Source organism: Nocardia sp. CA-128927 (assembly GCF_050955855.1).
In the GTDB taxonomy this organism is placed as follows: domain Bacteria; phylum Actinomycetota; class Actinomycetes; order Mycobacteriales; family Mycobacteriaceae; genus Nocardia.
In genome coordinates, this window is the sequence record NZ_CP192087.1 from 7,784,655 (window position 1) to 7,805,842 (window position 21,188).

The 21,188-nt window shown below is 66.2% G+C and carries 24 protein-coding genes; 12 read left to right on the plus strand and 12 right to left on the minus strand.

Translation table 11 applies throughout. The annotated features are described in order from the left end of the window. Positions 1–13: 13 nt before the first annotated feature. The 3 genes from ACQPW1_RS35945 to ACQPW1_RS35955 form a co-directional block, all read right to left on the minus strand. Positions 14–373 (minus strand): DUF4254 domain-containing protein, encoded by a 360-nt coding sequence (locus tag ACQPW1_RS35945; RefSeq protein ID WP_433665435.1) that lies wholly within the window; start codon positions 371–373, stop codon positions 14–16. Between the two features lie 537 nt (positions 374–910). Continuing rightward, a complete protein-coding gene (locus ACQPW1_RS35950) occupies positions 911–1,339 on the minus strand; it encodes a ribonuclease domain-containing protein (protein WP_433656759.1) in 429 nt (142 codons plus the stop codon). Between the two features lie 115 nt (positions 1,340–1,454). After that, complete coding sequence (locus ACQPW1_RS35955) at positions 1,455–2,033, minus strand: TetR/AcrR family transcriptional regulator (RefSeq protein ID WP_433656761.1); 579 nt, start codon at positions 2,031–2,033, stop codon at positions 1,455–1,457. A 129-nt stretch (positions 2,034–2,162) separates the two neighbouring features. Between ACQPW1_RS35955 and ACQPW1_RS35960 the strand changes: the two genes are divergently transcribed. The 4 genes from ACQPW1_RS35960 to ACQPW1_RS35975 all read left to right on the plus strand — a co-directional run bounded on the left by ACQPW1_RS35960 (position 2,163) and on the right by ACQPW1_RS35975 (position 5,232). Beyond that, on the plus strand, positions 2,163–2,435 hold the full coding sequence (locus ACQPW1_RS35960) for an FAD-dependent oxidoreductase (protein ID WP_433656763.1): 273 nt from the start codon (positions 2,163–2,165) through the stop codon (positions 2,433–2,435). After that, on the plus strand, positions 2,371–2,886 hold the full coding sequence (locus tag ACQPW1_RS35965) for a phytoene desaturase family protein (protein ID WP_433656765.1): 516 nt from the start codon (positions 2,371–2,373) through the stop codon (positions 2,884–2,886). The genes ACQPW1_RS35960 and ACQPW1_RS35965 overlap by 65 nt, the downstream gene beginning before the upstream one ends. A gap of 12 nt (positions 2,887–2,898) precedes the next feature. Next, positions 2,899–4,158: an NADH:flavin oxidoreductase/NADH oxidase family protein gene (locus tag ACQPW1_RS35970; protein WP_433656767.1), complete on the plus strand. Its 1,260-nt coding sequence runs from the start codon at positions 2,899–2,901 to the stop codon at positions 4,156–4,158. 210 nt (positions 4,159–4,368) lie between these two features. Continuing rightward, the gene (locus ACQPW1_RS35975) at positions 4,369–5,232 is read left to right on the plus strand and encodes a helix-turn-helix domain-containing protein (RefSeq protein ID WP_433656769.1); all 864 of its coding nucleotides are present in this window, start codon (positions 4,369–4,371) and stop codon (positions 5,230–5,232) included. Here ACQPW1_RS35975 and ACQPW1_RS35980 read toward each other — a convergent pair. Next, positions 5,229–6,059 (minus strand): ABC transporter permease, encoded by an 831-nt coding sequence (locus tag ACQPW1_RS35980; protein WP_433656771.1) that lies wholly within the window; start codon positions 6,057–6,059, stop codon positions 5,229–5,231. The two genes, ACQPW1_RS35975 and ACQPW1_RS35980, sit on opposite strands and share 4 nt — an antisense overlap. Beyond that, positions 6,056–6,871 carry an ABC transporter permease gene (locus tag ACQPW1_RS35985; RefSeq protein ID WP_433665436.1) on the minus strand — a complete coding sequence of 272 codons (816 nt, stop codon included), beginning with the start codon at positions 6,869–6,871 and terminating at the stop codon, positions 6,056–6,058. Before ACQPW1_RS35985 ends, ACQPW1_RS35980 begins: the two co-directional genes overlap by 4 nt. A gap of 215 nt (positions 6,872–7,086) precedes the next feature. Here ACQPW1_RS35985 and ACQPW1_RS35990 point away from each other — a divergent pair, with 215 nt between their 5' ends. Together ACQPW1_RS35990 and ACQPW1_RS35995 are read left to right on the plus strand one after the other, a co-directional pair. Then, positions 7,087–8,469 (plus strand): APC family permease, encoded by a 1,383-nt coding sequence (locus ACQPW1_RS35990; protein WP_433656773.1) that lies wholly within the window; start codon positions 7,087–7,089, stop codon positions 8,467–8,469. A 92-nt stretch (positions 8,470–8,561) separates the two neighbouring features. Beyond that, positions 8,562–9,062, plus strand: coding sequence for a hypothetical protein (locus ACQPW1_RS35995; protein ID WP_433656775.1), 501 nt, complete (start codon positions 8,562–8,564; stop codon positions 9,060–9,062). Here ACQPW1_RS35995 and ACQPW1_RS36000 read toward each other — a convergent pair whose 3' ends face one another. After that, positions 9,063–9,515 carry a DUF4254 domain-containing protein gene (locus tag ACQPW1_RS36000; RefSeq protein ID WP_433656777.1) on the minus strand — a complete coding sequence of 151 codons (453 nt, stop codon included), beginning with the start codon at positions 9,513–9,515 and terminating at the stop codon, positions 9,063–9,065. Between the two features lie 408 nt (positions 9,516–9,923). Then, positions 9,924–10,682 carry an SDR family oxidoreductase gene (locus ACQPW1_RS36005; RefSeq protein WP_433656779.1) on the minus strand — a complete coding sequence of 253 codons (759 nt, stop codon included), beginning with the start codon at positions 10,680–10,682 and terminating at the stop codon, positions 9,924–9,926. Between the two features lie 72 nt (positions 10,683–10,754). Between ACQPW1_RS36005 and ACQPW1_RS36010 the strand changes: the two genes are divergently transcribed. The 5 genes from ACQPW1_RS36010 to ACQPW1_RS36030 all read left to right on the plus strand — a co-directional run bounded on the left by ACQPW1_RS36010 (position 10,755) and on the right by ACQPW1_RS36030 (position 13,923). Further along, positions 10,755–11,102 (plus strand): winged helix-turn-helix transcriptional regulator, encoded by a 348-nt coding sequence (locus tag ACQPW1_RS36010; RefSeq protein ID WP_433656781.1) that lies wholly within the window; start codon positions 10,755–10,757, stop codon positions 11,100–11,102. 42 nt (positions 11,103–11,144) lie between these two features. Next, complete coding sequence (locus tag ACQPW1_RS36015; RefSeq protein ID WP_433656783.1) at positions 11,145–12,200, plus strand: MerR family transcriptional regulator; 1,056 nt, start codon at positions 11,145–11,147, stop codon at positions 12,198–12,200. A gap of 12 nt (positions 12,201–12,212) precedes the next feature. Then, positions 12,213–12,704, plus strand: coding sequence for a hypothetical protein (locus ACQPW1_RS36020; RefSeq protein ID WP_433656785.1), 492 nt, complete (start codon positions 12,213–12,215; stop codon positions 12,702–12,704). Positions 12,705–12,828: 124 nt separating this feature from the next. Next, on the plus strand, positions 12,829–13,329 hold the full coding sequence (locus tag ACQPW1_RS36025; RefSeq protein ID WP_433656787.1) for a peroxynitrite isomerase: 501 nt from the start codon (positions 12,829–12,831) through the stop codon (positions 13,327–13,329). A gap of 435 nt (positions 13,330–13,764) precedes the next feature. Then, positions 13,765–13,923 carry a hypothetical protein gene (locus ACQPW1_RS36030; protein ID WP_433656789.1) on the plus strand — a complete coding sequence of 53 codons (159 nt, stop codon included), beginning with the start codon at positions 13,765–13,767 and terminating at the stop codon, positions 13,921–13,923. On the opposite strand, the gene ACQPW1_RS36035 is transcribed toward ACQPW1_RS36030, so the two are convergent. The 5 genes from ACQPW1_RS36035 to dxr form a co-directional block, all read right to left on the minus strand. Beyond that, the gene (locus ACQPW1_RS36035) at positions 13,917–15,725 is read right to left on the minus strand and encodes a penicillin-binding transpeptidase domain-containing protein (RefSeq protein ID WP_433656791.1); all 1,809 of its coding nucleotides are present in this window, start codon (positions 15,723–15,725) and stop codon (positions 13,917–13,919) included. The genes ACQPW1_RS36030 and ACQPW1_RS36035 overlap by 7 nt on opposite strands. Positions 15,726–15,813: 88 nt before the next feature. Then, positions 15,814–16,680: a GNAT family N-acetyltransferase gene (locus tag ACQPW1_RS36040; RefSeq protein WP_433656793.1), complete on the minus strand. Its 867-nt coding sequence runs from the start codon at positions 16,678–16,680 to the stop codon at positions 15,814–15,816. 111 nt (positions 16,681–16,791) lie between these two features. After that, complete coding sequence (gene ispG, locus ACQPW1_RS36045) at positions 16,792–17,949, minus strand: flavodoxin-dependent (E)-4-hydroxy-3-methylbut-2-enyl-diphosphate synthase (RefSeq protein ID WP_433656795.1); 1,158 nt, start codon at positions 17,947–17,949, stop codon at positions 16,792–16,794. Positions 17,950–18,092: 143 nt separating this feature from the next. Beyond that, a complete protein-coding gene (locus ACQPW1_RS36050; RefSeq protein ID WP_433656797.1) occupies positions 18,093–19,292 on the minus strand; it encodes a M50 family metallopeptidase in 1,200 nt (399 codons plus the stop codon). 278 nt (positions 19,293–19,570) lie between these two features. Further along, positions 19,571–20,710 carry a 1-deoxy-D-xylulose-5-phosphate reductoisomerase gene (gene dxr, locus ACQPW1_RS36055; RefSeq protein WP_433656799.1) on the minus strand — a complete coding sequence of 380 codons (1,140 nt, stop codon included), beginning with the start codon at positions 20,708–20,710 and terminating at the stop codon, positions 19,571–19,573. A 161-nt stretch (positions 20,711–20,871) separates the two neighbouring features. Between dxr and ACQPW1_RS36060 the strand changes: the two genes are divergently transcribed. Beyond that, a complete protein-coding gene (locus ACQPW1_RS36060) occupies positions 20,872–21,141 on the plus strand; it encodes a DUF2631 domain-containing protein (RefSeq protein WP_433656801.1) in 270 nt (89 codons plus the stop codon). The last annotated feature ends 47 nt before the right edge of the window (positions 21,142–21,188 follow it).

Here is a 21,188-nt window from a genome sequence, read left to right on the forward strand (position 1 = left end):
ACAGTCGAAAAGATCACTGCTCGGGCAATCGACGACGGCCACCGGCCACGTCGGTTACCAAATCAGTGTACCCATCGACAAGTTCTGCCAGGTGGTACCAATGTTTATGGGTGTTGTCACTGCGCGCGCCGTCGACGTCAATGGCCTGATTGGCGTCCACCCAGCTGCGCGCCATTCGGTCCACCACCGCACCGAGGCTTTCCGTGTGCAGCGACGCACCGTTACGATGCTGGGGGATCTCCTTGCCGATCCAATCATTGATGTCGTCGACGAGTTCGCTTCGGCGACAGTCGATTTCGACGATCAGCGCGGAATCCCGCACCTGCTGCCTGCGCGCATGCAGCTCCGCGAGCGCGTGCGCGGAGCGCAGCATTTCGCGATCTTGGAAACGGCGTCCCTGAAAGGCGCACAACAATTGCGGAGCAGTAGGCAGGACACCCACCGTAGGCGCACTCATTGCCACACCCCGAGTTCGCCAGACTCCAACACGCTTTGTACCAACATAATTGGCTCTCGATTCGGTTATCCCGGTCATCGGATCGGTTGTTCACAACTAGGCTAGCTGGATCATGCACTTACCGTTGCAAGAACGCAAGAGTGCGTCTGCATTGCTGCGACACGTCTGTAAGCGCATCTTCAGGCGCCCGGTTTCACAGCTGGACAACAGCTTCAGCGCCTGGTGAACAGGGGACCTCGGGCGATGCGCGAGCCGATTCCCCGTGCGAGTACCCGACCTGCGTTCAGCGCGCCGGTCGCGAGTCCTGATAGCGGATCAACATGCGTCAGAAGGGATGCCGACCGGTTGCTCAGCGCCGCCGGAGGCCGCGGCGTTGGCCGCGAAACACGTCAAGGCGGGTTGCGAACAGCGCTCGAGTCCGATTACGCCACTCCACCCAAGCGAGGGAATGTCTCAGCGCATGCGGGTGAATGTGGCGTAGTGATCGCCGGTGTACCAAGCCGATCGATCGTTGCCGGTGACGATGCGCTCAGCATCGCGACTCTGCCCCGGCTTCTTGATATTGACGTCCCACTCCTGATAGTTGATCCGACGCCCCGCCGAATCGGCACTGGGTAACGTCCCCTCCCGATTCGACCAGGTCCCACCGCCTTTGGTCCCCGACCCATCATTCGGCGGCCAGGTACCCGCATCGATCCGCGCCAGCGTGTCCCAGGCGCGTTGCGGGACAGCGGCGCTGACCAGCGTGACCGACTCCCCCTGCACCGACCGGGGCGACTGATCGTGCGCACCGGTCGACAGTCCGAAGACCAGCGCCAACGCCGCCGCCACCACAGCAAGGATGTGCACGAACCGCTTCGAGGTCGAACCCTCCCCAGTCATACCGGGTGAACTTACGTGTCAAAGTCGAACTCCAGGTTTCTCCAGGTTTCCGATCCGTGAAGCCTTGGTGCCGGACAACACTTTCGCGACCCGACTTCGAAGCCGACCCCACCGACTAAGCCCCGCGCTCGGACTGCCTAGTTCGGAGCAGATGATCCAGCTGATCCGCGACCCGGTCGAGCGGAGTGACCGAACGGGAGGCGATAGACATGACAACGGCGCCTTCGATAGCGGCGACCGCAGTGGTCGCCAGGGATTGCGCCAGCGCGGTATCGAATCCTTCACTGGTCAGCTGATCGGCGATCAGCTCCTCCCATTCGGCGAAGGCCTCGGCGGCGATGGCCGGTGCCGCGGGCACCTCCGATCCCGACAACGCGGCCGCGACCACCGGGCAGCCCGCGGTGAAGTCGCCGGCCACCAGCGTGTCCTTCCACATCCGGACGAAGGCGGCGAGCCGAGCCGCCGTGGCACTGGACTCCCCGGTCGCCGTGATGGCCGCCGCCATCACCTTGCCCGCCATCCGGGTCGCCTCCTCGATCAGCTGCTGCTTGCCGCGCGGGAAGTTCTGGTAGATCGACCGGCGGGCGGTCTTGCTGTGCGCGAGCAGCTCGGTCATGCCGGTGCCCGCGACACCGTTGCGGCGGATCAGGTCGATGGCACCCATGATGAGCCGCTCACGCGGACGCATCGTCATGAACGCACCTTACCCATCTCCTTCTTGCGGTAGACCGATCATGCTACTACCGTGTAGCAAAGCGTAACCCCAGGTAACAGGAATGTGCCGTTGACCTAGCCCCGGCAAGGCACGATCGAGGAGAAATACATGACCGCTCTCGTCGAGCAGGACGCAGCGACCGCGGAACACACCTTCGACGCGATCGTCGTCGGCTCGGGGATGGGTGGCATGACCGCCGCCGCTTATCTGGCGGCAGCGGGCAAACGCACCTTGGTGCTGGAGGCCTATGACGTGATCGGCGGCTGCACCCACGTCTTCCGGCGGGCGGGGAAATGGGAATTCGGTGCTCGAGGTGATGACCCTCATACCCGCCGAACCGGAATTCTGGGGCCTGCCCAGCTGGCCGGCCGTCGGCGATGACAGCTATCAGCGCAACTCCGAATACCTCCGGGTGAAGGAGGCGTTCACCGAGATCATGATCGCCCGCGTTGCCGAGGTCATTCCCGGTATCGAGCAGCACATCGTGTGGCGGGAGGCGGCCACGCCGCTGACCCAGCACCGCTACACCCGCTCCACCAACGGCACCCCGTACGGACTCGAAATGTCCATCACCCAGTTCGGGCCGTTCCGACCCGGCGTGCGCACCGAGATCAGCGGCCTATTCCTCTGTGGCGCAAGCACCGCATGGGGACCCGCGGTGGAGAGCGCGATGCTGTCCGGCATGCATGCCGCGGGGGCAGCGTGTCGGCGCGATCTGGACGGCGAAATTCGCGCTGGAAAGGTCCTCGCCCGCCTCGGCGCCTCGGGCGACCCCGAGGGGTGGGAGCCACTCGCCGCGGCCAAACAGCTCGCCGTTCGTACCGCACGATAGAAGGACCCCGCCATGACCTCCGCCGCGACCCTGGCCGACCAACTCGCCCTGCCGTGCGGGCAGATCCTGTCCAACCGGTTGATGAAATCGGCATTGAGCGAAGGCCTCGGTAACCCGGCCAACGCACCCGACCAGCGCTTGACTCGGCTCTACACCCGCTGGGGTGCGGGCGGTTACGGCTTGGTCGTCACCGGCAACGTGATGGTCGACCGCGGCCATCTCGGTGAGCCGGGCAATGTTGTCGTCGACGACGAGCGCGACCTCGACGCACTGACCGCATGGGCTAAAGCAACCCATGACGGCGGCGCGCCGATCTGGATGCAGATCAATCACCCTGGCAGGCAAGCCAATCCGCTGGCCACCCGGACCCGCCCGGTCGCGCCGTCGGCGATCGCCCCGAAGATCCCCGGCATGCCGACGCCGCGGGCGCTCACCGACGCCGAGATCGAGGCGATCGTCGACCGCTACGCGGCAACGGCCCGGATCGCCGAGATCGCGGGATTCGACGGCGTGCAGATCCACGGCGCACACGGCTATCTGGTGTCGCAATTCCTATCACCGCTCGCCAATCAGCGCACCGACCGCTGGGGTGGCGACCCCGAGCGCCGGATGCGGTTCGCCGTCGAGGTCGTCCGTCGTATTCGCGGTGCCGTGGCACCGAGTTTCGCCGTCGGCATCAAGCTCAATTCCGCCGACTTCCAGCGCGGCGGATTCACCGAGGGTGAGTCGAGAACGGTGATCGAGCGGCTCTCCACCGAGGGCCTCGATCTGATCGAAATCAGCGGCGGCAGTTACGAATCCCCCGCCATGATGGGCCGCAAGGACCCACCTGCGGACAGCACACTCGCCCGCGAGGCCTACTTCCTCGAGTACGCGCGCACAGCCCGCGTCGCCGCGGGCACCCTCCCCATTGCCGTCACCGGTGGTTTCCGATCCCGCAGAGCGATGGCGGACGCCCTCGCTTCCGGAGACTGCGACGTGGTCGGCATCGGCCGACCCACCTGCCTCACCCCCGACGCCGCCGACGCGGTCCTCACCGGCCGCGACGAACGCCTCACCACCGCAGGCATCGCCATGGGTCTGCGCGGCCCCTTGTCCGCACTCACCAGCCTGCGTTCCCTCGACGGTGCCCTGGACCTGCAATGGCACACCGACCAACTGCATCGCCTGGGCGCAGGCGCCGATCCCGACCCCGATCGCCCCTGGTGGAAAACGACCCTGTCCATGCTCAGCCGCAACGGTCTCGGCGCTTTCCGCCACAAACGCGGCTGAACGATCGCGCCGAGCGCTTCCGGTGTGGGAGCTGCTCAGAAGATTGGGAACGTCCCGTGAGCTTCTCGACGGGCGCGGCGGGGCACGTCGCATAACTTTGGAACCTGAAACCTTGGAATCCAGCGGGAACAACCCGGTACGCTTTCGTCCTACGAACGCGCCTTCAGTCGCACATTTTGCCGCCGCAGGCGGGCCCGAAGGGATGTTGTCATGGCAGGCAAGCGCACCGTCCTCACCGTGCGGTTGCGGCGGTTGGCCGCGATGCTGCATGAGATGCGCGAGCATGCCGAGCTCAGTAAAGAAGAGGTGAGCGCGAAGACCGGGATCAACGTCACCACGTTGTATCGGATCGAGACCGCGCAGGCTCGGCCGCAGCGGCGCACTCTGGGGGCGATGCTCGATCTGTACGCGGTGAGCGAGGAACAGCGGGACGACGCGATGGAGCTGCTGTCGGACGCGCTGAAGCCGGGGATGTCGCGGGCGTACGAGGGCAGTGTGTCGGAGGTGTACGCGGCGTACATCAACTTCGAGGCCGAGGCGTTGTCCGCGCGGCACTACCAGACCTCCACCATCCCAGGGCTTTTGCAGACGATGGAGTACGCGACGGCGGTGATCGACACCTCGATGCCGAAGGTGGAGGCGGCGATCATGGAGGACCGGGCGCGCGCCAGAATGGACCGCGCCGCCAACCTCACCAAGGACGAGCCGCTCGAGCTGTGGGTGGTGATGGACGAGGCGGCCATTCGACGCACCGTCGGCGGCCCCGCCGTGATGCACGGCCAGCTGGATCGGCTGCTTCAGGAAACCAAGCGTAAGAACGTGATTCTGCAGATCCTCCCGTTCGACGCGGGCGCGCATCCCGGCATGGCAGGCTCGTTCACCCTGCTGGACTTCCACGACCCGGCCGACCCCGAGTTGGTGTACGTGGAGGGCATCGCGGGCGACGAGCTGATCGAGGGCCATCCTGAAATCCGGCGCTTCGGCGTCATTTTCGACCAGTTGCGCGCGATGGCGTTGAGCCCGCGCGACTCCGCGGAGATGATCATGGAGACCGCCGCGCGGATGAGCCGCTAGCTCCGGCTGGCCCGCCGATACCCGACGGCCGCAGGAACCGCGAACACCACGATCGCGCCGACCGACCACGCGACGGTGGCCAGCAACGGACCGCGCACCGCCCCGCCCAGCGACAGCCCGCGCATCGCATCGATCGCGTACGTCATCGGCTGATGCGCGACGATCGGCTTGGCCCAGCGCGGATACGCGGTCAGCGGCACGAAACCGGTACTGAAGAACATCATGATCGATGATCCGAGCGAAACCGCCTCCACCAGAGCCGTCTTGGCGCTGAACACCGCGACCGCGGTGACCAGCGTCGCGAAGCCGAGACCGTACAGCAGCGGCACGCCGAACAGGGCGAGACCGGCGAGCACACCCTGCTCGAACCGGAAGCCGAGCACCATCCCCACCGCGAACAACACCATGGTGCACAGCAGGATTCGGACCCCCTCGGCGAGGATCCGCGAGGCGAGCCCGGACGCGCGATGCACCGGCAGCACCCACAATCGGGCCAGCAGACCCTGATCACGTTCCCTACCGAGGGTGATCGCCCCGGCCAGCGACCCCGACATCACCCCGACCAGCGCCACCATCGGCACCGACCCGTACAGCGCACTCGCTCCGGAGAACGTCGAAATCTGTTTGCCGAGAACCGTATTCAGCACGATAAGCAGCAACGCCGGAAACACCAACGACTGCACCATCGTCAACGGATCACGCCACCAACGCAGTAGCAACCGCCGGGTTTGAATGACTGTCTGCGGCAACAGCAGCCGCCAGGTCTCGGTCCGCCCGTGCACCAACGGCAGATTCGCGGCCGCGACACGGTCGTCCGCCCGAGTCACTCCGACCTCCGCACCGCAACCACCGCACCGAGCACGCCGAACACCACGAGTATCCCTACCGCCCAGGCTAATCCCGGCCCGAGCACCGGCCAGCCGACGACACCCGCGTTACCGCTCGGATCACCCGCCAGCGCACGCATTCCGTACACGAACTGCGACACCGGTTGATTGCGAGCGAAACCCTGCAACCAGGACGGGAATTGGCGCGCGGGCGCGAGACCGGTGGACACCAGGCCGAGGATCAACTGCGGAAAGATGAGCGCCTGCGTGATCGCCTCCGGACTCTTCGCGAGGCTGCCGATCAGGTCCGCGCCCAGGCACAGCGACAACGCCACCAACAGCGCGAACCCCATGAACCCCGCTGTCTCCCACCAGCTCCCATAGAACTCGACGCCGATCACCCGGCCGCACAGCACGGAGACAGCCAACGAGATCACCGCCCGGTACATGGCGGCGGTGATCCGAGCCGCCAGCGGCGCCGTCGCAGGCATCGGCATCGATCCGAATCGGATGGTCAGCCCGTCCTTCGCATCGCTGGCCGCCCGGAACGCCGCCGAGGTCGCACAGAAGGCCACCGCCTGCATCACGATCATCGGCATGAGGAACTGCGCGTAGCTGCTGAGTCCGTGCCCGTACACGCTCATCACCAGGTTCAACGGCACATAGAACCCGAGGGTGAACACGGTGGGCGCGACCACCGCGGTCACCAGCTCGCCATTGCGCCAGGACGGCCGGACCAGCCGGCAGGTCAGCACCCACCACTGGGCGACCGCACCGATCCGCGGCCGCGACGGCACCGTCAGCAGGCTCATCTGCACGCTCTCATCCTGCGGATATCCGCACCGGTTTGCCGGGAACCGGCACTTGTCCGCATGTCGCGGGCGGCTGTCGTAGGAGATACCGAGACAGCGGGCGGTTCGGTTCATCGCGTCGGCAGTTTCGGCCCGAAAGTGAATACCGGTCGACTACTTTCGGGTGATTCGGGGTACTTCAACCATCTGTTGAGAAACATCCGGGAGGGAACCGCATGGCCGACGTCACCACACAGCGGGAAGCGGAACCGGAGCTGAAGCGGGTGATGGGCCCGTGGCTGCTGCTGTTGTTCATCATCGGCGACATCCTCGGCTCATCGGTCTACGCGCTGACCGGGAAGGTGGCCCACGAGGTCGGCGGCGCGGTGTGGGTGCCGTTCGTCGTCTCGTTCCTGGTCGCACTGGTCACCGCGATGAGCTACCTGGAACTGGTCACGAAGTACCCGAATGCCGCGGGTGCCGCCCTCTACACGCACAAGGCCTTCGGCATCCAATTCCTCACGTTCATGGTCGCGTTCGCGGTGATGTGCTCCGGGATCACCTCGGCGTCGACCGCGTCGCGGGCCTTCGCGGCCAACTTCGCCGAGGCCTTCGACCTGGATATCGGCACGGGCATCGTGGTCACGATGATCGCGCTGGCGTTCATGGCGGTGATCGCGGTGATCAATCTGCGCGGCGTCAGCGAGGGCGTGAAGCTGAACGTGGTGCTCACCTGCGTCGAGCTGACCGGTCTGCTGATCGTCATCGGGATCGGCTGCTGGGCGCTCGGCGCGGGCGACGGCGATTTCAGCCGGATCACTGAATTCGATACCGGTGACCGGACGGCCGTCGGCGGTGTCATCGCCGCCACCACGCTGGCCTTCTACGCGATGGTCGGCTTCGAGGACTCGGTCAATATGGCCGAGGAATGCAAGCAGCCGAGCCGGATCTTCCCGAAGGTGCTGCTGGCCGGGCTCGCCATCACCGCCGTCATCTACGTGCTGGTGTCGATCACCGCGGTCGCGCTGGTGCCGGTACCCCAACTCAGCCAGGGCGACACACCGTTGCTGCAGGTGGTGGGGGTCGGCTGGCCCTCGTTCCCGACGCACGTCTTCGCCTACATCAGCATGATCGCCGTGGCCAACACCGCGCTGATCAACATGTTGATGGCCAGTCGGCTGCTCTACGGCATGGCCAAGCAAGGGGTGTTGCCGCGGGCGCTGGGGCGCGTGCATTCCGGTCGGCGCACGCCGTACATCGCGATCCTGTTCACCACGCTGCTCGCGCTGTGCCTGATCGCTTTCGTCAGCGAGGTGCCCGAACTCGGCGGTACCACCGCGCTGCTGCTGCTCGCGGTGTTCACCATCGTGAACGTCGCGGTGCTGGTGCTGCGTCGAGATCACGTGGAGCACGAGCACTTCCGCACGCCGACGGCGCTGCCGGTGATCGGCACGCTGACGTGCGGGTTCCTGGTCACACCGTGGACCGATCGCAATCCGCAGCAGTACACGATCGCGGGGATCCTGCTCGCGATCGGCGTCGTGCTGTGGGGCGTGAATCACCTGTTGATCCGGTACCTGCATGCCGAACCTCCGGCGGCGGAACCACCTGCCGAATAGTGGATCTTGTTGTTGGACGAGACAATTCCCATGTCTAGTTAGTCCGTATCAGTAGGTGACTACGAGCGACCCTGTGAGTAATGTGTGCCGAGATGACCAGCATGGAAGCTCGTTTCGGTGACTCGACCCGAACCGTGCCCCTCCCCAACCCGTGGAATCTGACCGCCTACCTCGCCGCCGTTGCCGCGCACCGTGGCCGCTCCATCAGCCTGCACACCGCGCCCAAGGCACTGTTGCACGAGATCGGTTGCGGCGGAGGCGGTCTGTGGGTCGCGCGCAAACACGACGACCTCATCATCTACGACGCCGACGCCACCGATCGCAATGCCGATCACATCATCCTGCACGAGGTGGGGCACATGCTGCTCGGTCACGGCTCGCAGGAGTCGGATCGCAGCACGCCGGTGCCGCCGACGCTGACGTTGATGTTGCCCTCGATTTCGCCGCAGTCGATCGAGCATGTGCTCGGGCGCAGTGAATTCGGGGTCGATCGGGAGCGGGAGGCGGAGGTGTTCGCCGATATGACCATGGTCTACGCGACCCTGCCGCAGCGCCGGAATCGGTCGTTCCGGCTGTTCGGACGCGGCAAGTAGTCACCAGTGGTCGTACGGGTCGTCCGGTAACCGCCGGATGCCGTTGCGCAGGTCGTCGATGAGGTCTTGGTAGCCGTCGGCCATCTCCTCGATCTGCACCCACGCGTCGTAGAAGACCGCCTCCGGGGCGAAGGCCAGCGCGGCGACCGCCTGCGCGGTCATGCCCGCGAGCCGGTCCACCATTCTGCCGACGGTCTCCGAGTGCTCGGGTGCGGCGATCTCCGGCACCGGGGTCGCCAAGGTGACCCAACGATCGATGGTGCGCATCAGATGGACGCGGCGCTGATCGATCTTGACCGACTCGGCGGCCGGGGTCCGCTCGCGCACCAGATGCAGCTGGGCCAGTTCGCCCGCCGCCTCCAGCATCGGATGGTCCTCGTGCGGGAAGCCGCGGAAGGCCGCGAGCATCAGGTCTTTCGCCGGGAGCGCCCGGTCGTTGCCCAAGCGGTTCACCTCAACACCCCCACCTGGCCGCGCGTCGGTACGCCCCGCCCCTCGGGTGGTGACGTCGCCGCAGCACATCCCGCACCTGGCACACATCGATAGAGTGAACGAGAGCTCCCCCCTCCACGTCGATTTCACCCACTTCCGTTCATCCGACACGCACTGGTCAGTCGCCTCCCCACCAGTTTGCCGCCGCAGGAATCCAGCGCGGCAAACCTCGAGTGACCACACCTTAATCTGCCACTCGGAAGTAATCACCTGCGGCTATGCCCTTACGGGTCGCCGCCGCACGCATTCCTTCGCGAGCCGGGCAAATCGCACGTGCAGTTGTGGCGAGTGTGGCGGCGGTCGTGGACGAGAGCCGACAGCCCAGTTCGCACGAACGCATCCGGCGCCGCATCGACACCTGACGGATGGTCAGGCGGAGACCTGGTCTGCGGTGAGGTAATCGGGGCCGCCGATGTAGACGGTGTGGCCGGAATCGGCTGGGCTGGTGGTGGCTTCGGCTACGGCGGTGGCGAATTCGGTGATGGTGGGGAGTGGGGCGTTGTCGCGGCGGGCGGAGACCGCGTCGGGGTTTCGGCGCTCCAGGAGTTGGACGATGATGGTGCCGTCGATCATGTCGCCGGAGACGGTGTGCAGGGTGATGCCGCGCGTTGCGAGGGTGGGGATCATGGCGCGGAGGGCGTCTTCGCCCGCGCGTTTGCTGGCGGCGATGGGTTCGTAGTCGGCGGGAACCGGTTTGCGGCCGTGGAAGTGGGCCTGATGGCTGGTGACGAAGACGATTCGGGAGCCGGACGGCATGTGCGGGACGGCCAGTTCGACGAGGCGGGTCTGGGCGTCGCGGTTGATCGACATGGCGTAGTCGGGGGCGGCGTTGCGTTCGAGGCCGCCGGACGCGTTGAGGATCAGGACGTCGAGGCGGCCGAATTCCTGAGTGACGGTTTCGATGAGCGTGCGGGCGGCGGATTCATCGGAGATGTCCGCGCCCGCGGTGGAAGCACTGCCGCCTGCGGCGATGATCTCGTCCGCAATCGTCTTGGCGCGCTTGAGCTTTTCGCGGTAGTTGATGATCACGTGGTCGCCGCGGGCGGCGAGGATGCGCGCGGTTTCCGCGCCGATGCCGCGCGAGGCACCCGTGATCAGAACGATTCGCTGTCCGGCTGGTTCGCCCACCGTTTCCCTCTCGATTGCGGACCGTCGGCCCGGCGGATTGCTTCTAAATCAGAATCACTATGGTAGTTCTAAATGAGAAGTGCAAGCGGGGCGAAGCCGCCCAACGGCCGGGTCGATCCGGCGAACGCGCCGGTACCGGCCGCGATGGAACTGCTGGGACAGCGGTGGATGCTACGCGTGCTGTGGGAACTGGCACCCGGACCGCTCGGATTCCTCGAACTGCGGCGACGGATGGACAACTGCTCCTCCAGCATGCTTTCGGTGCGCCTACAACACCTCCAGGGCGCGGGTCTGATCGTGAAGAAAGCGGACAAGTCCTACGAACTCACCACCGCGGGAACGGAACTCGGCACCGCGCTACAGCACGTCTGGGATTGGTCGCGACGGTGGGAGACAACACTCACCGACTCGAACGACTGAGCAGTTTGACCTTCCGCCTACCTGAGACTCCATGATGACCTGGTGGCTGAGTCCGACGGGTTGATCACGATAGGCGTACTGGCGCGAGCGAGCGGGCTCACGGCGAGTGCGCTGCGGTTTTACGACGACTGCGGGTTGCTGGTGCCCGCCAGGGTCGATCCGCTCACCGGGTACCGGTATTACACGGAGGCGCAGCGGGAACGCGCGGCGTTGATCCGTCGACTGCGGGCGATAGAGATGCCGCTCGATTCGATCTCGGAGATTCTGTCCGGCGATACCGGGCGCGCGGAACGACTGTTGGACGAGCACGTCGGTGAGTTGCAGCGACGGGCCTTGGAGGCCACGCTCGTTGCCGAGCGGATCAAGCAGTCACTCGGAGTCGGGTCGATGAGCGACCGTGTCGCATTGCCTGCCGCGCTGTTGGCAGAGGCGTTCGAGCAAGTACGGGCCGCCGCTGCGGATAGCCGCGAAATACCTATTCTTGCAGGCATTCTGCTGGAGGCGAGCGCGAATTCGTTGACGCTCACCGCTACTGATCGCTACCGACTCTCGACCAGAACTGTGGTGTCGCGGGATCGGCAGGGCAGCGACTGGTCGCTGGTCGTCGATACCGGCGAACTGGCCCCGATCATCGCCTGGCTTCGTCAGCTGGACGAAATCATCGCGACCCCAACGGATCAGGGTCTACTGCTGGCCGGTGACGGTACCGAGCGACATTGCCGAGTGATCGATGAACCGTTCCCCGACTATCGGGCGGTGCTGTCGGCCCTCGCGCCGGTGCGAACCCGAGTGGTCACGGCTCGCACACCGTTGCTCACTCTCCTCGAAAGCAGCTCCCCCACAGTTCGATTCGAAGTCGATCACACAGGTCTCACGGTGACCGGCAGCAACCAACGAAACCACTTGCCCGCCACAGTCACCGGCGCCGACATCGAACTCGCCTTCAACATCACCACTCTGCTCCCCGCCGTGCACACCGCATTGGGCCCAGACCTGATGCTCGACATCGCCGCACCCGACCTCCCGATCGTTCTTCGCTCCGCCACCGACGGAGACCTCACCACCCTTGCCATGCCAACGTGGCAATCAACAGATTAGGAACCCGAACCCATGACAGACGACACCATGACCGCCATTACGCGCGCGGTCGCACTCGGCCACGAAGGCCAACCTGACGTGGCCCGCGAGTCCCTCCTCACCCTCTGGAATTCCTTTGGCCCGCAGGGTGATCCCCTACACCGCTGCACCCTCGCCCACTACCTCGCCGACCTCTACGACGACGCGGCCGAAGCACTGACCTGGGACATCCGCGCCCTGGACGCCGCCGACTCCCTGACCAACACCCGCGCCCAGGAATACCACTCCTTCCTCGACGTCCAAGGCTTCTATCCCTCCCTCCACCTCAACCTGGCCGACAACTACCGCAGGCTGAGCTCCTTCACCGCCGCCCAACGCGAACTCACCGCGGCCCGAGCCACACTGCACACCCTCCCCGAGACCCCCTACGGCGCAATGATTCGCACCGCCGTCGATGAGGTCGAAGCATCAATCAAGGCCCAAGACACCAGCCCCCGAGCCTCGGCCCCAACCGGCCGTGGGTAAGCCACGCTGAATTCCGATAGGCCGCACAACGCGATTGGCGATTAGGCGATGCTAACCTTAGGCGCGAAACCGAATTCGGCAGTATACGAACCCCCCGAGAACCAACAGGTTTAGGCTGTGCGCCGTGGTCGAACCCCAACCGTCAATCGCACCCCATCCCGATATCGCCCCCTTGGCTCCATTGCTCGGCACCTGGCGTGGCAACGGCCGTGGCGAATACCCGACCATCCAGTCGTTCGATTACCTGGAAGAAGTCCGGTTCGGCCATCTCGGCCGCCCGTTCCTCACCTATCGGCAGCGCACCCGCGCCGCGGACGGCAGCCGTCCGATGCACGCCGAAACCGGCTATCTGCGGTGCCCGAGCCCCGACCGGGTGGAATTGATCTTGGCCCACCCCACCGGAATCACCGAAATATGCGAGGGCGCACTGAATGTCGCCGATGACGCGCTGCACATGGAATTCGATTCCACCAGCATCGGCCGCAGCAGCACCGCGAAACTCGTTACCGCCCTCGGCCGTACCTTTCAGCTGAAGGGCGACACCATCGATTACACATTGCGCATGGCGGCCGTCGGCGAGCCACTGCAACATCACCTCGCCGCTACCCTGCGCCGGGCCGACTGACTCACCTCGGCCACCGTCGCGTCTGCGCATGGTCCCGGACGCGCGACCTGCGTCGATCAGATCACGCCTGCGCCCGCTACACCGAAAGATGTAGCGGGCGATCCGGCATGAACCGAATACCCTCCGCCGAGCGGCACAGGTTCCGGAACATTATCTGGCCGAATAGCCCGTTCCACGGAGTTGTTTCGAGATTCGGCGAATTCCGCGAAAACACCCACCGGTTCGGGGGTACTCTCTCCGAGATTCGTCCGAAATGTGACCTGAGACACTTTCTTGCTGCCATGTGTCATCAGCCACTCGAGCTTGTTCGGTGAATCGATCCCGGTTTACGGTTCGAAAGACAGCAAACTTCCAGACAACTTCGCGCGGTAATCCCTGCGCGGAAACGCTAGAACCCTTCCCCCGTCGACACCCCTGACCCGAGGGAGCCGAACAATGAAGCGTTCCACCACAATTCTGGCCAGCGTGGCAATTGTCCTCGGCGGCGCCGCGACCGTCCAGATTCTCGACGGCGGCGACGCCGGTGCCGCGATCACGCACAGCGGCACCTCGTCCAGCAATCAGGTAGCCGCGCACGACCGCGCGCCTCAGTAGCCAGGTGGCAGCGCGGCCATCATGTCGCGACTGACCGCGACCGCATTGTCGGAGCTGCCACCCTTGACCAACAACGTCGCGAACGCGATATCACCGCGGTAGCCGACGAACCACGAGTGCGACCCACCGTCGACCTCGGCCTCACCGGTTTTCCCGTACACCTCACCCTGATCGGCGATCCGTTCCGCGGTGCCGCCGGTGACCACCCTGCGCATCATTGCCCGCAGCCCGGTGATCACCTGCGGCGCGAGAGCGGGCGCCGCATCGTCGACCGTCGTGGCGCGGCCCGCGATCAGGTACGGAACCGGCACCGAGCCGTGCGCGACGGTGGCCGCCATCAATGCCATGCCCAGCGGGCTGACCACCACCTTGCCCTGGCCGATGCCGTCTTCGGTGCGCTGGATCAGCTCGTCCGACGGCGGCACCGAGCCGGAGAACGTCGGCAGGCCCGCGACCGTATAGCCCGGTCCCACACCGAGTTTCGCGGCGGCCGTGTGCAGCGCGTCACCCGGCAGCCTGCTGGCCACGTTGGCGAACGCGGTGTTGCACGACCGCTCGTAGGCCGTGATCATCGGCGCGTCACCGATCGTGAACAGGTTGTAGTTGGGAATCGTGCGGTCCCCGATGATGATTCGGCTCGGGCAGGGCAGCACCGTGTCCGGCGTGGCCAGGCCGGTGGACATCGCGGCGGCCGCGGTCACCGTCTTGAACACCGAACCCGGCGGGTACTGGCCGATGGTCGCGACCGGGCCGTCCCGATCCGCCGCCTTGTTCTGCGCGATCGCCAGTATCGCGCCGGTGGACGGCCGCAGCACCACCATCATGGCCTGCTCCTCGCGCAGGTCGACGGCGCGTTGCGCGGCATTCTGCACGTTGCGATCCACGCTGAGCGAGAACGACGGCGCCGGTTGCGACGGCACCTCGGTGAGCACGTCGGTGTCGGCGCCGTTGGCGTTCATGGTGACCACGCTCCAGCCTGCCTTGCCGTCCACCTCGGCGATCACCGTCTTGCGGATCTGCGCGAGCAGGTCCGGCGCGAAGGTGCGATCGGTGGGCACCAGGTCCCACTCCGAGGTGATCATCACCCCGGGCAGGCCGATGAGATCGGTACTCACCTGGTCGAATTCGCTCTCGCTGAGCAACGCGACGGTGTACGCGCCCTTGGCGGCGAGGGCCGCGTCCCGGACGGACTCGGGCGTGAGCTCCGGGTCGAACGGGCTCAGCGCCGCCGACAGCGAGGTCGCGACCGCGCCGGGGTCGGCGGTATTCGCCGCGGTGAAGGCGACCCGGGAAACCCTGCCCGGCACCAGCACATCGCTGCCCGCCTGCTCGTTCACCCGTGCGCGCGGTGCCGGGTTGGCCCGCAACGACATCGTCTGGGTGTCACCGAGCTTGGGATGGATGTTCGACGATGTCCAGCGAACCTTCCAGCGGCCGCCGCTGCGCCCCATCTGCAACTGCCCGGTGTAGCGCCAGGTCCGGTCCTTGGGCAGCCGCCACTCGTAGGTGTAGTCGACAGTCGCGGTGTCGCCGCTCACCCTGGCCGAGCCGGTGTGCGCCGTGAGCTGCTCGGCCTGCAGGTGATCCCACGCGGAACCCAGTGCGGCACCGGCCTTTTCGGGCTGATTGGTGAGGTCGGCGGCGGCCGCCAGGTCGTGCTTCGCGAAGGCCGTGACGAAATCATCGGCCGCGGGCACCGGACCCTGTGGGCCGCGCGCGCAACCGGCCGCGGGCACCGCCAGCATCGCGACAGCCAGCGTGACGATGAGTGGTTTTCTCAGCGGATAGGTCCTGGTCGACATCGGCTCCGATGGTAATAGCCAACGCTGAGCAAACCTCCGCGCCGCTCCGTGTTTCTTTCCACTGAAACGGTTTTCAGCGTAGGCGGGGTCAGTCGAGGAGGACGGTGCAGAAGGTGGCGATCTGCCGGAAGCCGACGCGACCGTAGGCGCGGCGCGCGACTTCGTTGTAGTCGTTCACGTACAGGCTCGCGGTGCGACCGGATGCCACGACCGCGTTGGCGATGGCGGCCGTGCCGATGGTGCCGAGCCCGGTGCCGCGATGTTCGGGATGCACCCAGACGCCTTGGATCTGACCGGTGCGCCGGGACAGGGATCCGACCTCGGCCTTGAACACGACCTCGCCGTCCTCGAAACGTGCCCAGGCGCGGCCGGATTCGATCAGGCTCTGGATGCGGCGACGGTAGCCGCGGCCGCCGTCACCCGCGCGGGGATCCACGCCGACCTCTTCGATGAACATGGCGATCGCCGCGCAGAGGTAGCGATCGAGTTCGTCCGGCCGCACGCGGCGGACGTTCGGATCGGGCTCCACCAGCGGCGGCTGCGACAGAGCGAGCAGCGGCTGTTCGCCGCGCAGTTCCCGCTCCGGACCCCAGTGGTCGGCCAGCATCTCCCACAGCGGTAACGCCAGCTCACGGCGTCCGACCACCGACGAGGCGATCCGCGGCCACCGGATCGCCCGGTCCGCGAACGCCCGTAGCGCGTCGTGGTCACCGCGCAGCGGGACCAGGTTCGCACCGGAGAAACACAGCGACTCCGACGGGCCACCTCGGCTCCACAGTTCGCCCTGCCCGCACCGGGCGGTATCCAGGCCGAATTCCTGGAGCCGGGCGGCGACCATGCACGAGGCCACCGGATCGGCATCCAGCACTCGAAGGACCTGTCCCAGGTCCCGGTTCGCGAGCTGGCGCGCGGGGACGTACTTCGCCCTACGCGTCGGCTCCAGCAGACTCCGCACGTTGCTAGCCTGCCACGAATATCGGCGATGTGGTACGGCTATGCCGAACGCAACAGTTCGTCTTCTGTTCAACTGAACCAGACGAAGTCCGGCTACAACCCGCTATGTGGGTCAGCCGACCGTGACGACCGGCTCGCCGGCACCCGCGTCCACGCCCATTTGCTCGGCGATGCGCAGCGCCTCCTCGATCAGGGTTTCCACGATCATCGCCTCCGGCACGGTCTTGATGACCTCGCCCTTGACGAAGATCTGCCCCTTGCCGTTGCCGGACGCGACACCGAGATCCGCCTCACGCGCCTCGCCGGGCCCGTTCACCACGCAACCCATCACGGCCACCCGCAACGGCACTTCCATGCCTTCGAGACCGGCGCTGACCGCGTTCGCGAGGCTGTACACGTCCACCTGGGCGCGGCCACACGACGGGCAGGACACGATCTCGAGCTTGCGCGGGCGCAGGTTCAGCGACTGCAGGATCTGATCGCCGACCTTGATCTCCTCGGCGGGCGGCGCGGACAGCGAGACGCGAATGGTGTCGCCGATGCCCTCCGACAGCAGCGCACCGAACGCCACCGCGGACTTGATGGTGCCCTGGAACGCCGGGCCCGCCTCGGTCACGCCGAGGTGCAGCGGGTAGTCGCTGCGCGCGGCCAGCTGACGGTAGGCCTCGACCATGATCACCGGGTCGTTGTGCTTGACCGAGATCTTGATGTCGCCGAACCCGTGGTCCTCGAACAGGCTCGCCTCCCACAGCGCGGATTCCACCAGCGCCTCCGGAGTGGCCTTGCCGTACTTCTCCAGCATCCGCTTGTCCAGCGAACCGGCGTTGACGCCGATGCGGATCGGGATGCCCGCGGCGGCCGCGGCCTTGGCGACCTCGCCGACCCGGCCGTCGAATTCCTTGATGTTGCCCGGGTTTACGCGCACCGCGGCGCAGCCCGCGTCGATGGCCGCGAAGATGTAGCGGGGCTGGAAGTGGATGTCGGCGATCACCGGGAGTTGGCTCTTGCGCGCGATCGTCGCCAGCGCGTCCGCGTCTTCCTGACGCGGGCAGGCCACCCGGACGATGTCGCAGCCGGACGCGGTGAGCTCCGCGATCTGCTGCAGGGTGGCGTTGATGTCGTGGGTCTTGGTGGTGGTCATCGACTGCACGGAGATCGGGTGATCACTTCCGACCCCGACATTGCCCACCTTCAACTGGCGGGTCTTGCGTCGAGGAGCGAGAACGGCCGCAGGTGCGGCGGGCATCCCCAATCCGATTGTGCTGGTCACTTTCGGCTGCCTACTTTCGTACGTTCATTGTGGGCCGTTCGCTTTCCGAGCTTAGTCGCGCACGCCGAACGACCACCCTGTGACGCCCACGACAACGTGCTGTCCCCCAAGTGCCGGCGACAGGGTACCGCGTCCGGGGAAACTCAGAACAACTTGATCGGATTGACGATGTCGGCGACCAAGGTGAGCACCATGTAGGCGCCGCCGATCACCACCGCGACGTAGGTGATCGGCAATAGCTTCAGATAGTCCACCGGGCCGCCGGGGGCCAGGCCCTTCCAACCGCGGATGGTGTTGCGGATCTTCTCGTACAGCACCACGGCCATGTGGCCGCCGTCCAATGGCAGCAGCGGCAGGATGTTGAAGGCGCCGAGGAAGAAGTTCAGGCTGGCCAGTACCAGGATGAATACGCCCCAGAGCCCGCGTTCGGCGGTCTCGCCGCCGATCTTGCTCGCGCCGTAGACGCTGACCGGGGTTTCCGGGTCGCGCTCGCCGCCGGTCACCGCGGTCCACAGTGCGGTCACCTTCTGCGGGAGTTGGGCCAGCGACTGCATGGTGCGGACGAACATGTCGCCGGTGAACGCACCCGCGGCCGGGATCGCGCTCAGCACGTTGTACTTGACCGGCTCGTAGAAGTCCGAGCCGACGCCGACCGCACCGACCTCGCGGCCGACCCCACCGCCCTCCGGGTAACGCATGACACGTTCCGGGGTGACCGGGATGGTGATGGTGGTGCCGTCACGCTCGACCGTGTAGGTGAACGGGCCGGACTGCTTCTGGGTTTCGGCCTGGAAGTCCTTCCAGGTCGTCACCTTCACATCGTTGACCGACTTGACGATGTCGCCGCGCTGCAGACCGGCGCGCTGAGCCGGGCCCGCACCGGTGCACGGTTGCGTGCTGCCGTCCGGATTCTGTTGCGGCACACAGCTCATGTTGCCGAGCGCGGTGGCCGGCGGCTGGTCGAATCGCGGCAGGCCCCAGCCGATCGCGAGGATGACCACCAGGATGTAACCGAGCAGGAAGTTCATCGCGATGCCGCCCGACATCACGACCATCCGCTTCCAGGTTTCCTGGCGATACATCGCGCGGTCGATTTCCTCCGGCTGCAGCTCGTCCAGGGCGGTCATGCCCGCGATATCGCAGAAGCCGCCGAGCGGCAGCGCCTTGAGGCCGTATTCGGTCTCACCGCGCCGGAACGAGAAGATCTTCGGCCCGAAACCGATGAAGTACCGCCGCACCTTCATACCGGTGGCCTGGGCGGTCCACATGTGCCCGCATTCGTGCAACGCGATCGAAATCGTGATGCCTAGCGCGAACAGCACGAACCCCAACGCGTAGACCATGTGTTTAGCAGCCCTCCTGCATAGCGCAGCTCGCCTTATGAAGTGCGACCGCCGGATCGGCCGCCCACAAACCTGGACCCGCACATCCCGTCACGGCCGCGAGCACCCCGACCACAGTAACCGGACCCCGCCCGGCCCTGCGTGTTCAGTGTGCCAGGAGGTGGTTGTCGGGCGAGTCCGAGCCTTCCCCACAGTGCGGATCAGGTTCCGTGAGTAGCACATGGTGAAGAGGTGCTCTCACGTTTTGCCGCAGCCATGTGCCACTCACGGATGAGGGGTCAGGCGCGAACTCGGGCGCGGGCGAAGTCGCGGGCCCAGGTGTCGGCGGCGAGGACTTCTTCGAGGGAGGTGGGTTCGGTGCGCCACTGGTCGGCGGCTTCGATTGCGGCGGCCACGGTGCGGACGATGTCGGGGAAGCGGATGGCGCCGTCCAGGAAGGCTTGTACGGCAACCTCATTGGCGGCGTTGTAGACGGCGGTGACGGTGCCGCCCGCCTCGCCTGCCTGGCGGGCCAGGTCGATGGCCGGGAAGACCTCGTTGTCGACGGGCTCGAAGGTCCAGGTGGCGGCGGTGCCGAAGTCGCAGGCCAGGGCGGCGCCGGGGACTCGGTCGGGCCAGCCGAGGGCCAACGCGATCGGCAGTTTCATGTCCGGCGGGCTGGCCTGGGCGAGGGTGGAGCCGTCGGTGAAGGTGACCATCGAGTGCACGATCGACTGCGGGTGCACGGTGACGTCGATGCGGTCGTAGGGAATGCCGAACAGCAGGTGCGTCTCGATCAGCTCCAGGCCCTTGTTGACCAGCGAGGCCGAGTTCAGCGTGTTCATCGGACCCATGGACCAAGTCGGATGTGTCTTGGCCTCAGCGGGATTCACCGATTCCAGCATCTCGGCGGTCCAGCCGCGGAACGGGCCGCCCGAGGCGGTGAGCACCAGCCGATCCACCTCCTCGGCGCGACCGCCGCGCAGGCATTGCGCAAGTGCGGAGTGTTCCGAGTCGACCGGCACGATCTGGCCGGGCGCCGCGGCGCGGGTGACCAGCGAGCCGCCCGCGACCAGCGATTCCTTGTTGGCCAGCGCGAGCCGGGTGCCCGATTGCAGGGTGGCCAGGGTCGGTTCCAGGCCGAGCGAGCCGACCAGCGCGTTGAGCACGACGTCGGCCTCGGTGCGCCGGACCAGCTCGGTCGCCGCGTCCGGACCTGCCAGCGCGATGTCGAGCTGCTGGGCGGCTTTCGGATCGGCGACCGCGACATTGCGCGTCCCGGTGGCCGCGATCTGCGCGGCGAATAGCTCGGTATTGCCGCCGCGCGCGGCCAGGCCGACCACCTCGAACCGGTCGGGGTTGGCGGCGATCACCTCGAGCGCTTGGGTACCGATGGATCCGGTACTGCCGAGGAGCAGGACTCTCACGATGTCGGACACGAGTTCATTGTGGCGCACAAAAAAGAAGGCACAGTGCCTACCCGCCCCGCCGACTTCGTCGGCTACCGTCCCCCAGCGGCGTGTCCCGACTTACAACGACGCACCGTCGTATGTCACGATATCGAGCAGCAGTCCATCCCGAACCAGCTAAGGAGCGAATCGTGGCCGCCACGGAACTCGAACCCGCCAGCACCGAGCGCGGCATCGTCACTCACGTGGACACCGCCGAGGTTCCCTCCGCCGCATGGGGGTGGAGCGGTGAGTCGCCCCGCACCTTCCGCGTCGCGGGCTGGATCGTCGCGTTCATCCTGGTCGCGATGGTCATCGGTAACCACAAGGGACGTGTCGAGGACATCTACCTGATCGGTTTCGCCGCCGCCATCGTCGGCATCCTGGTCCGGGATTCGTTCCTGCGCCGCAAGCCTCGCTAGTCGGCGGGCACCCGACTTGCCCTGAGATATACCGGCTTTCGCCGGGC